Below are 10,644 nucleotides of genomic sequence, written 5' to 3'. Positions count from 1 at the left end.
GCGGCATAGAATTGCCCGGTCACCGCTTCTTTGTCGCCACGCTATTTCAATCCGAGCGGGCCTCTCTACGTCACGCGCTTTCACCGCTGGTTGTCGCCCTGCTTAGCGAGGCCGCACGCTAAATGAACGTTTATACCTTTCCTAAAAGCCGCTCATTGCGGGTTTTGTGGACGCTGGAAGAACTCCAGCTCGATTACACCACCTCTCCGGTAGAGCTGTTTTCTACGCAGCCGTTAGCCTGTTCGCCCCACCCTTTACATAAAGTTCCTGTCCTGGAGGACGAGGGAAACCTTATCTTTGAAACGGTAGCTATCTGTCAGTATCTGGGTGAAAAAAAAGGTGATGGGGAACTTTATCCGACGGATCCATTACGCAAGGCCAAAGTAAACGAGTGGCTCAGCTTCGCTTTGACCGATTTGGAATCGCCCATCTGGACGCTGATCAAGCATAAATTTCTGCTGCCTGAGGCGCTGCGTTCACCAGCCGTGATCGAGGCAATGTTTGGTGACGCCTGTAAGACGCTTAGCGCTATTGCCGTGCCCGAAGAGGGCTGGATCGCTGGCGAGCACTTTACGCTGGCGGATATTTTCCTTTCGCATACCCTGATGTGGGCGCAACTGTGCGGATTACCGGCTGACGATAAATTAACCCGTTACGTAGAGAACTGTCAGCGAAGGGAAGCGTTCAGCAAAGCGCTGGAAAGAAATAACCGCACAGCCTGACGCGTGTTTTACGGATAAAAAAAAGGGCCGGCCTTTCGGCCAGCCCCCAGTTTCGTATTAACTTAGGATGCTGCTTTAGCGCCCAGACGTTCTTTGATACGTGCAGACTTACCGGTACGCTCACGCAGGTAGTACAGTTTGGCCTTACGTACGGCACCACGGCGTTTAACAGCGATGCTGTCGATTACAGGTGAGTGAGTCTGGAAGACACGCTCAACACCTTCGCCGTTAGAAATTTTACGAACGGTGAATGCAGAGTGCAGACCGCGGTTACGAATAGCGATAACCACGCCCTCGAATGCCTGCAGACGCTTCTTGGAGCCTTCAACAACCCATACTTTCACTTCCACGGAATCGCCCGGACGGAATGAAGGTACGTCCTGTTTCATCTGCTCTTGTTCGATTTGCTTGATAATGTTGCTCATAATTAAATCTCTTATCCTGGGTAAACTGATATTCAGGCACCGCGGCTACAGCCCGGACTGCCCATCATCGTTATGCTGCTGGCTGAATTCCTTTTGGAACTCTTTCAGCAACTTTGCTTGCTCTTCAGTCAGAGCCAGGTTTTCCAGAAGTTCAGGTCTTCTTAGCCAGGTACGGCCCAGCGACTGTTTCAGGCGCCAGCGGCGAATTTCGGCATGGTTGCCCGACAGCAGAACTGGCGGAACCTCCATCCCTTCTAACACTTCAGGTCGGGTATAGTGTGGACAGTCCAGCAATCCCTCGGAAAACGAATCTTCCTCGGCCGATGCCTGCTTGCCCAGTACGCCGGGTATAAACCGGGCGACTGAATCAATCAGCGTCATTGCCGGCAGTTCCCCACCGCTGAGCACGTAATCTCCGATCGACCATTCTTCATCGATTTCGGTTTGAATAACGCGCTCATCAATCCCTTCATAGCGACCACACACCAGAATTAACTTCTCGCTGGTCGCCAGCTCGCAAACGCCTTCCTGATCGAGTTTGCGTCCCTGAGGTGAAAGATAAATCACCTTAGCGCCTTCTCCTGCCGCCGCTTTTGCTGCGTGGATGGCATCCCGTAAGGGCTGAACCATCATTAGCATTCCCGGTCCGCCGCCGTAAGGACGATCGTCCACGGTACGGTGCCGGTCATGAGTGAAGTCACGAGGACTCCAGCTCTGAATGCTGAGCAGGCCATTTTTTACTGCCCGGCCAGTTACTCCGTATTCGGTAATTGCGCTAAACATCTCAGGGAACAGGCTGATTATGCCAATCCACATCGACTGCGCCGGAGTGTTACCGTCTTGTCCGGAGCTCAAAAACCAGGATCCCAATCTACTTCGATAGTGCCGGTAGTGAGATCGACATTCTTGATAACCTGTCCATCAAGGAACGGAACCAGCCGCTCCTTCGCACCAAACGCATCCTTCAGGTTTGCCTTCACGACGAGTACGTCGTTTGAACCGGTTTCCATCATATCAATGACTTTGCCCAGCTCGTATCCTTGCGTGGTCACTACCTGGCAGCCCATAAGGTCTTTCCAGTAATAGTCACCGCTTTCCAGAGGAGGCAGCTGCTCCGCGTCTACCACAATTTCGCAATTGGTCAGTAGCGTAGCGGCATCACGATCGTCAATGCCTTTGACTTTGATGATCATGTCCTGATTGTGGCGCTTCCAGCCTTCCAGCTCGATAAGCTGCCATTGACCCGCCCGCTGGATAAACCAGGGTTGGTAGTCAAAAATGCTTTCAGCATCTTCGGTGGAGGAAAACACTTTGAGCCAACCACGAATACCATAGGCCGATCCCATCTTTCCCAGAATTAACGGGTTAGCGGGCGGCTGGGCGGTGAGTTGCTTGCTCATGTTGACCACCGTGACAGATTAAGCTGCTTTCTTAGCTTCTTTGATCAGCGCACCAACGCGATCAGAGAGAGTAGCGCCCTGGCCAACCCAGTGCTCAATGCGATCCAGATCCAGACGCAGTGCTTCAGCCTGACCAGAAGCGATTGGGTTGAAGAAGCCTACGCGCTCGATGAAACGACCGTTGCGAGCGTTGCGGCTGTCAGTGACAACTACCTGATAAAACGGACGCTTTTTAGCGCCGTGACGTGCCAAACGAATTGTTACCATAACATCCTCTTTAGTTAATAAAACAACCGGGCCCCATTGAGGGAACGGGGCCCGGGTGCAATATAAAAAGCCCGAAAATTTTACTCATTTTGGCGCAAAAAGCAATCTAATTCGCCTGAGCGCTTTTCCGGCTCGATTAACGGCCCGGGAAGCCCGGCGGCATCATACCTTTCATGCCGCGCATCATCTTGGCCATCCCGCCCTTCTTCATCTTTTTCATCATGCGCTGCATGTCGTCAAATTGCTTAAGCAAGCGGTTAACGTCCTGCACCTGCATACCGGATCCCGTCGCGATACGACGCTTACGGGAACCTTTGATAATTTCTGGCTTCTCACGCTCTTTGCGGGTCATGGAGTTAATCATTGCCTCCATGCGCACCAGCACCTTGTCATCCATCTGCGACTTAACGTTATCCGGCAGCTGGCCCATGCCCGGCAGTTTGCCCATCAGGCTGGCCATGCCGCCCATGTTGCGCATCTGCTTGAGTTGCTCCAGAAAGTCATTGAGATCGAAGCCGTCGCCTTTTTTCAGCTTGCTGGCGAGTTTCTCCGCCTGCGCGCGATCGACCTTGCTTTCGATATCTTCAATCAGCGACAGGACGTCGCCCATGCCCAGAATACGGGAAGCGATACGATCCGGATAGAACGGCTCCAGCGCCTCAGTTTTCTCACCGACACCCATAAATTTAATAGGCTTGCCGGTAATATGGCGGATAGAGAGCGCCGCACCACCACGTGCATCACCGTCCACCTTGGTCAGGATGACACCGGTCAGCGGCAGCGCTTCGTTAAAAGCTTTTGCCGTGTTCGCCGCATCCTGACCGGTCATGGCATCGACCACAAACAGGGTTTCTACCGGATTGATGGCGGCGTGAACCTGTTTGATCTCGTCCATCATCGCTTCGTCAACGTGCAAACGACCGGCGGTATCCACCAGCAGCACGTCGTAGAACTTCAGCTTAGCCTGCTGAAGGGCGTTTTTGACGATATCGACCGGCTTCTGGCTCAGATCGGACGGACAAAAGTCAACGCCGACCTGCTCTGCCAGCGTTTCCAGCTGTTTAATTGCCGCCGGACGATAAACGTCGGCAGACACAACCAGCACTTTCTTCTTGTGCTTTTCGCGCAGGAATTTACCCAGCTTGCCGACGCTGGTTGTTTTACCTGCACCCTGCAAGCCCGCCATCAGCACCACAGCTGGCGGCTGAGCGGCCAGATTGAGCGTGTTGTTTTCGGCGCCCATGGCGACGACCAGCTCATTCTGAACGATCTTCACAAACTCCTGACCCGGGGTCAGGCTTTTGTTGACGTCGTGGCCCACGGCACGCTCTTTAACGCGGCCGATAAAGTCACGCACTACCGGCAGCGCAACGTCTGCCTCAAGCAGCGCCATGCGCACTTCGCGCAGGGTGTCCTTAATGTTGTCTTCTGTCAGCCGTCCACGGCCACTGATATTGCGCAGGGTCTGCGACAATCTGTCGGTTAAATTATCAAACATCGTCTCTCGCTCAACGTAATGAGAGGTCGCCAGGCGACACAATGGCGCAGATTATAACATGAAGACGCGGCGATCTCAGCCATCTGCGTTGAGATCGTTTGGAGCCAGCGGCGGCTGGCGCTATACTGCTTTTTTTCATAGCCTTGCCGGTACCACCTATGTCCGTTTTTGCGATCCTGGCGCTGCTCGCCTACTCTTTCAGCCTTGCTCTGATTATTCCCAGCCTGCTGCGCAAGCAGAGCGCATGGCGAGGCATGGCCGTTGTTTCCGCTGTCGTCGCGCTGGTTTGCCATGGCGTCGCACTGGAACAGCGTATTTTCACCGCGGAAGGCGGCCAGAACCTGAGTCTGTTAAATATCGGCTCGCTGGTCAGCCTGCTGATTTGCGCCATTATGACTATCGTGGCCTCACGCAACCGTGGCTGGATCCTGCTGCCTTTGGTTTACAGCTTCGCGCTTATCAATCTGGCCTTCGCGACCTTTGTGCCCAATGCGTTTATCACCCATCTGGAAACCACACCCGGTATGATGGTGCACATAGGGCTGGCGCTGTTTGCCTATGCTACGCTAATGATTGCGGCACTCTATGCGCTGCAGCTGGCGTGGATAGACTGGCTGCTGAAAAATAAAAAGCTGGCTTTCAGCAGGGATATCCCGCCGCTGATGACCATTGAGCGCAAAATGTTCCATATCACCCAAATAGGGGTGGTATTGCTGACGCTGGTGCTCTGTACCGGCCTGTTTTATATGCAGGATTTGTTCAGCCCTGAAAACGTAGATAAGGCCGTCCTGTCGATTCTGGCCTGGTTTGTCTATATCGTTTTGCTTTGGGGTCACTATCATGAAGGATGGCGTGGACGCCGCGTGGCCTGGTTCAATTTTGGCGGCGCGTTCCTGCTGACCATGGCCTATTTCGGCAGTCGTATGCTGCAACACTTTTTGTCCTCCTGATCCTCCACTACAAGGAATTCCCTCGTTGGAACAAGTTTCAACCACCACGCTGATTATTATTCTTTTCGTTATGGTGCTGGTGTCGGCATGGTTCGCCGGCTCCGAAACCGGCATGATGACCCTCAATCGCTACAAGTTGCGCCATCAGGCTAAAAATGGCGATCGCGCCGCCCGTCGGGTAGAGAAATTGCTGCGCCGCCCCGACCGTCTCCTCAGTCTGGTGCTGATTGGCAACAACCTGGTCAATATTCTGGCTTCCGCATTGGCCACCATCGTCGGGATGCGTCTGCACGGCGACGAAGGCGTGGCTATCGCTACCGGTATCCTGACATTTGTGGTGCTGGTATTTGCCGAAGTTTTACCGAAAACCGTTGCCGCGCTTTATCCTGAAAAAGTCGCTTTTCCCAGCAGCTTGCTGTTAGGCCCGTTGCAAATCGTGATGATGCCATTGGTCTGGCTGCTGAACACTATTACCCGCATTCTGATGCGTATGGTGGGCATGAAGACGGATGGAACGGCCAACTCCGCGCTGAGTAAAGAAGAGCTGCGCACCATCGTCTATGAATCCCGCACGTTAATGTCGCACCGCAATCAGGATATGCTGCTGTCCGTACTGGACCTCGAAAAAGTTAACGTGGATGACATCATGGTGCCGCGCAACGAAATTGTGGGTATCAATATCAACGATGACTGGAAATCCATCGTCCGCCAGCTTACCCACTCGCCGCATGGCCGCATCGTGCTTTACCGTGACTCGCTGGATGATGCGATCAGTATGCTGCGTCTACGGGAAGCCTACCGTCTGATGACGGAGAAAAAAGAGTTCACTAAAGAGGTTATGCTGCGCGCGGCGGATGAAATTTATTACGTACCGGAAGGCACGCCACTCAACATTCAGCTGGTTAAGTTCCAGCGCAACAAGAAGAAAGTGGGTCTGGTCGTTGATGAATATGGCGATATCAAAGGACTCATCACCATTGAAGATATTCTGGAAGAGATCGTCGGCGATTTCACCACCTCAATGTCCCCTACGCTGGCGGAAGAAGTCATGCCGCAGAATGACGGCTCGGTTCTGATTGAAGGCAGCGCTAACATTCGCGAGCTGAACAAGGCCTTTAACTGGCAATTGCCGGAAGAGGAAGCCCGTACGGTTAACGGTATGATCCTGGAAGTACTGGAAGATATTCCTTTACCGGCGACGACGGTGCATATCGGTCACTATGCGATCGACATCCTCGACGTACAGGAAAATATGATCAAGCAGGTTCGCGTTACGCCGCAAAAGCCGCTGAAAGAGTCGGTGGGTTCTTAAGCGCTATCCCCCGCGTGAGGGGGGATAGCTGACCAGGCTGAGAAGCCTGGCTAAGTGACTAGATGTGCAGTTCCTGTAGCTTATCCTGCGGCAGCGCCAGCTCGTCGTTATGGTTCACGCCGATATCATGCTCAATAATGTGACGCGCAATATCCTGCGCCTCATCCAGAGAGTGCATTTCATAGGTGCCGCACTGATACTCGTTCAGCTCAGGAATTTTACGCTGATCGGTGACTTTCAGTACGTCCTGCATCGCTGCCTTCCACGCTTTCGCCACGCGCTGCTCGTCCGGTGTGCCAATCAGGCTCATATAAAAACCGGTACGACAGCCCATTGGCGAGATATCGATGATTTCAACGCCGTCGCCGTTCAGATGATTACGCATAAACCCGGCAAACAGGTGCTCCAGCGTGTGGATACCGCGCTCCGGCATGACTTCTTTGTTTGGCCGGCAGAAACGCAGATCGAAAACGGTAATGGTATCGCCATGCGGCGTATTCATGGTTTTCGCTACGCGAACCGCAGGCGCCGCCATGATGGTATGATCGACGGTAAAGCTATCCAGCAATGGCATATGGTTACCTCTGATAAATTTATTTTCGCAGTGATGAAACTTTCTCTGACGTCCCGTGGTCTGAATCTATGAAAGACGCGCATTTTGTTATCATCATCCCTGACAACACAGAGATGTTAATTTGGCCACATTGATGTGGCCTTTTTCTTTTGCGCTAGCTTCGGCTTTTCAGAAAGTCTTCAAAGCTAAGCGTATCACTTTCTTCAATTTCCTGCTGGCTAACGTTTGAACGAATAGCCTCTTGCTCAAAGTCACTCTCCGTCAGGATTTCCAGCTGCTCATTCGCCAGCTGCGCGTGATACTGCTCTGCCAGCGCCAGTCCCGTACCGGCCAGACCGTTCTCTTTTAAGGCAGTCAGGAAACGTGCTGAATAGGTCAGATCGGGATCGTCAAACGAGGCGGCTAAACGATCGCAGGCGGCCTGATAGTGGCCATCGCCCTGCTGACGATCGAGGGTTTCCGCCACGCGCTGCAGGTCTTTGAACAGATTCTTGCCGACTTCTGCCAGCGGGAACTGCGCTTCTTCGCAGCCAATACCCAACATCAGGCCCGGCTTGCGTCCTTCCAGAATGACGCGGTTCCAGTTGGCGCGCGTACAGAGAAGCTCTTCACTGCTCATTTCCGGCGCGTCGGCCAGCGTACACCAGATCAGGAACAGATCGAGGAAGCGCACCTGGTTTTCATCCACGCCTGTAGGCGAGAAAGGGTTGATGTCGAGCGAGCGCACTTCTATGTATTCAATGCCGCCGCGCAGCAGTGCATCGGAAGGATTCTCGCCTGAACGCGTAACGCGTTTCGGGCGGATAGGCGCATAAAGCTCGTTCTCAATTTGCAGCACGTTAGTATTAAGCTGCAGCCAGTTGCCCTGCTCATCCTTCACGCCCATGCGCGCATACTCTTCTGAAGGCGTTTTAATCGCCGCCTTCAGCGCTTTAACATAGTCAGGAAGGTTGTTAAAGGTAATGCCCAGCCCGCTTTGCGATTTATTGGTATACCCTAAATCACTGAGGCGTAAAGACGTGGCGTAAGGCAGATAGAGCAGGCCATTTTCAGTCTGCTCAAACGGCAGGTTCGTCTCTTTTCCCTGCAGGAAAGAGGAACACACGGCCGGGGAAGCGCCAAACAGATAAGGGATAATCCAGCCAAAACGATAATAGTTGCGGATCAGGCGCAGATAACCGTCGGAAATCGCGTCCGTACTGCTCTGCCCTTCTTTGCCATCTGTCCAGGCCTGCCAGAAGGAGAGCGGCAGCGAAAAGTTGTAGTGCACGCCGGAAATAACCTGCATCAGCGCGCCATAGCGATTTTTCAGGCCCTGACGATAGAGTGTTTTCATCTGCCCGATATTGGAGCGCCCGTACTGCGCCAGCTCTATTTTATCGCTGTCGTCGATCAGGCACGGCATACTCATAGGCCACATCCGCTCCGCACCAAGATCGCGTGAGACATGACGATGAATATCGCGCAGAAAAGCCAGCAGATGATCGATGTCACGATCTACCGGCGTAATGAATTCCAGCAGTGTTTCCGCAAAATCAGTGGTAATCCACTTGTGGGTCAAGGCTGACCCCAGAGATTTAGGGTGCCCGCTGGTGGCCAGATGGCCATCAGGTTTAACACGCAGCGTTTCGCGCTCAATGCCGCGACCAATACCTTTCATTGCCTCAGGGTGAGCTTCCAGCCAGGAAAGCGCCTGTGATACGTCCGGGATCAAATTGACCTCCCGCTTGGGGAAAAATTTATTATTGTTCAGCATAATGTTAATCATGATAGCGACGCTTAGCGAATCACTGCCACCATTCCATGCCCTGTAATGTTGCGAAAGCCAGCACGCTATAGCGCAACGCCTTGCCTACGGCGAGCCAGAGCGCAACCGGAAACCAGGCGAAGCGAAGCCAACCTGCGAGAACACAAAGCAGATCGCCGATAACCGGCAACCAGCTAAGAAGTAACGCAGCGGGCCCCCATCGGTGCAGCCACGCCGTTGCTGTGTTATGCCATCGTCCCTGCTGTTTTACGGGCAGACAGCGACCGATGATAACGTTAGTTAATCCACCCAGGGTATTCCCCAGGGCGGCAATACCGGTCACGCCGAATACGGAGACTTTCCCCGATAGCAGCAGCGAAACCAGTAGCACTTCTGAGTTTCCCGGCAGCAGCGTGGCGCTCAGGAAACCGCTGACAAACATTGAACCGTATAGCCAGTCGCTCACAGACGCCTGACATCAACGAAAGCCATACCTGCCGCCTGCGCGGCCTGAATACCGAAATCAGCATCTTCAAATACAATGCAGCGCTCAGGCGCGATGCCGATTAATTCGGCGCAGCGTAGGAACGTATCAGGCTCTGGCTTGTGGCGCTTTACATCGTCAGCGCCGACAACCGCATCAAAATAATGGCGAAGCCCTAAATGTTGAAGCAGTGCTTCGGCTACGGCGTGCTCGCTACCAGTACCGACTGCCATAGGCCGTCTTCCCCGGTAAGCTTTCACTACGTCAACCAGCGGCAGCGGCTGTACGGTATCGAAAAGCATCTCTTTCAACACCGCGGCTTTTTCTGCGGCCAGCTGGTGAGGATCCAGGCTGCTCTGGTAACTGTTGAGGATAGTTTCCGCTATCCGCCACGCCGGCGAGCCGTTAAGTTTACTCAGTGACGGTTCATCAAAGCGCATATCGTAGCGTGCCAGAACGGCTCGCCAGGCGTTAAGGTGCGTAGGCTCCGTATCCAGAATCGTGCCATCCATATCAAATATCAAGCCGTCATAACTGTCGTACACGCGAGCCTCCGTCCCTGAATCAACGAACGTTTACTTTAGCGTAAAGCACTCAACTTGTCGCTGTCAGCATGGATCCGCAAATGCCTTGAAACATATAGGGTTTTTTATTATCAGATTATATCCCGATGAAAGACGGGCTTTAAATGGCCGTAAAAAGCACAAAAGTGTCACGATATATTCCCCGTCCTGACCAGGAATTAACTTGATGGGCCACAGGAAGATTAAAAAGGAGGGCGTAAATATCTGGCGAAAATGAGACTGCATTTTGGTTAAGGTGGCAAAACACATTATACGGGAAAATAGAGGGAGGCAATTTTGCAGTTTGTCAGGGCAGAGTTGTCGGGCTTTTTGAACTGACCAGAGTATGACAGGCAGAGTCACGACTAACCGAATAAAAAAGGGCATAAGGGAGGATGATGCATCTGGCGCTCTACTCTTCTGACCATCGCCGGGCGATGTTATCTTCCCTGTACATGCTGCAGGTTTTCTACAATATGGCTGGGCTGACAGGACTAAAGAATAGCTGGAACGGGGTGTATCCGGGAGGATGACTCGATCTGCGTCTCAACATGAAGGGCGATTGCTAAAGCAACGTTATCATCCCTTGCGTTACCGGCTGATAATTACTGCTTTGCCAGAACACAATGGCTGCAACGCTTCCTTAAATGGTGCATCCGGGAGGATTCGAACCTCCGACCGCTCGGTTCGTAGCCGAGTACT

General features: G+C 53.0%; 12 protein-coding genes. 3 read left to right on the top strand and 9 right to left on the bottom strand.

What is annotated here, in order from left to right:
* Positions 1-122: 122 nt before the first annotated feature.
* Positions 123-722 carry a glutathione S-transferase family protein gene (locus tag RTK32_RS03130; protein ID WP_312042055.1) on the top strand — a complete coding sequence of 200 codons (600 nt, stop codon included), beginning with the start codon at positions 123-125 and terminating at the stop codon, positions 720-722.
* Between the two features lie 62 nt (positions 723-784).
* On the opposite strand, the gene rplS is transcribed toward RTK32_RS03130, so the two are convergent.
* The 5 genes from rplS to ffh form a co-directional block, all read right to left on the bottom strand.
* Entirely contained in the window at positions 785-1,147 is a 363-nt protein-coding gene (rplS, locus tag RTK32_RS03125; RefSeq protein WP_024965502.1) for a 50S ribosomal protein L19, read from the bottom strand.
* Between the two features lie 45 nt (positions 1,148-1,192).
* Positions 1,193-2,002 carry a tRNA (guanosine(37)-N1)-methyltransferase TrmD gene (trmD, locus tag RTK32_RS03120; RefSeq protein WP_312042054.1) on the bottom strand — a complete coding sequence of 270 codons (810 nt, stop codon included), beginning with the start codon at positions 2,000-2,002 and terminating at the stop codon, positions 1,193-1,195.
* Complete coding sequence (gene rimM / locus RTK32_RS03115; protein ID WP_312042053.1) at positions 1,999-2,547, bottom strand: ribosome maturation factor RimM; 549 nt, start codon at positions 2,545-2,547, stop codon at positions 1,999-2,001. Before rimM ends, trmD begins: the two co-directional genes overlap by 4 nt.
* Positions 2,548-2,565: 18 nt before the next feature.
* Complete coding sequence (rpsP, locus tag RTK32_RS03110; protein ID WP_124234201.1) at positions 2,566-2,814, bottom strand: 30S ribosomal protein S16; 249 nt, start codon at positions 2,812-2,814, stop codon at positions 2,566-2,568.
* 136 nt (positions 2,815-2,950) lie between these two features.
* Complete coding sequence (gene ffh / locus RTK32_RS03105) at positions 2,951-4,312, bottom strand: signal recognition particle protein (protein WP_312042052.1); 1,362 nt, start codon at positions 4,310-4,312, stop codon at positions 2,951-2,953.
* 158 nt (positions 4,313-4,470) lie between these two features.
* Between ffh and RTK32_RS03100 the strand changes: the two genes are divergently transcribed.
* Together RTK32_RS03100 and RTK32_RS03095 are read left to right on the top strand one after the other, a co-directional pair.
* Positions 4,471-5,262 carry an inner membrane protein YpjD gene (locus RTK32_RS03100; protein WP_312042051.1) on the top strand — a complete coding sequence of 264 codons (792 nt, stop codon included), beginning with the start codon at positions 4,471-4,473 and terminating at the stop codon, positions 5,260-5,262.
* A gap of 25 nt (positions 5,263-5,287) precedes the next feature.
* Positions 5,288-6,574, top strand: a complete 1,287-nt coding sequence (locus tag RTK32_RS03095; protein ID WP_312042050.1) for an HlyC/CorC family transporter — start codon at positions 5,288-5,290, stop codon at positions 6,572-6,574.
* Between the two features lie 58 nt (positions 6,575-6,632).
* Here RTK32_RS03095 and luxS read toward each other — a convergent pair whose 3' ends face one another.
* From luxS to yqaB, 4 genes are all read right to left on the bottom strand, one after another.
* Positions 6,633-7,148: an S-ribosylhomocysteine lyase gene (luxS, locus tag RTK32_RS03090; RefSeq protein ID WP_125287466.1), complete on the bottom strand. Its 516-nt coding sequence runs from the start codon at positions 7,146-7,148 to the stop codon at positions 6,633-6,635.
* A 154-nt stretch (positions 7,149-7,302) separates the two neighbouring features.
* Positions 7,303-8,904 carry a glutamate--cysteine ligase gene (gene gshA, locus RTK32_RS03085; RefSeq protein ID WP_312042056.1) on the bottom strand — a complete coding sequence of 534 codons (1,602 nt, stop codon included), beginning with the start codon at positions 8,902-8,904 and terminating at the stop codon, positions 7,303-7,305.
* Positions 8,905-8,935: 31 nt separating this feature from the next.
* Positions 8,936-9,361: a YqaA family protein gene (locus RTK32_RS03080; RefSeq protein ID WP_312042049.1), complete on the bottom strand. Its 426-nt coding sequence runs from the start codon at positions 9,359-9,361 to the stop codon at positions 8,936-8,938.
* Positions 9,358-9,924 (bottom strand): fructose-1-phosphate/6-phosphogluconate phosphatase, encoded by a 567-nt coding sequence (yqaB, locus tag RTK32_RS03075; RefSeq protein WP_312042048.1) that lies wholly within the window; start codon positions 9,922-9,924, stop codon positions 9,358-9,360. The genes RTK32_RS03080 and yqaB overlap by 4 nt, the downstream gene beginning before the upstream one ends.
* Positions 9,925-10,644: the final 720 nt, after the last annotated feature.

The organism is Erwinia sp. (assembly GCF_031978025.1).
Classification (GTDB): Bacteria; Pseudomonadota; Gammaproteobacteria; order Enterobacterales; family Enterobacteriaceae; genus Erwinia.
Note: the sequence above shows the minus strand (reverse complement) of the source record. Positions and strands in the feature narration are given on the sequence as shown.

Excerpts from the sequence above, each read along its gene's own strand:
- RTK32_RS03130 (WP_312042055.1), top strand. The coding sequence starts at position 123 with ATGAACGTTTATACCTTTCCTAAAAGCCGCTCATTGCGGGTTTTGTGG.
- luxS (WP_125287466.1), bottom strand. The coding sequence starts at position 7,148 with ATGCCATTGCTGGATAGCTTTACCGTCGATCATACCATCATGGCGGCG.
- rpsP (WP_124234201.1), bottom strand. The coding sequence starts at position 2,814 with ATGGTAACAATTCGTTTGGCACGTCACGGCGCTAAAAAGCGTCCGTTT.
- rplS (WP_024965502.1), bottom strand. The coding sequence starts at position 1,147 with ATGAGCAACATTATCAAGCAAATCGAACAAGAGCAGATGAAACAGGAC.
- gshA (WP_312042056.1), bottom strand. The coding sequence starts at position 8,904 with ATGCTGAACAATAATAAATTTTTCCCCAAGCGGGAGGTCAATTTGATC.
- rimM (WP_312042053.1), bottom strand. The coding sequence starts at position 2,547 with ATGAGCAAGCAACTCACCGCCCAGCCGCCCGCTAACCCGTTAATTCTG.
- ffh (WP_312042052.1), bottom strand. The coding sequence starts at position 4,312 with ATGTTTGATAATTTAACCGACAGATTGTCGCAGACCCTGCGCAATATC.
- RTK32_RS03100 (WP_312042051.1), top strand. The coding sequence starts at position 4,471 with ATGTCCGTTTTTGCGATCCTGGCGCTGCTCGCCTACTCTTTCAGCCTT.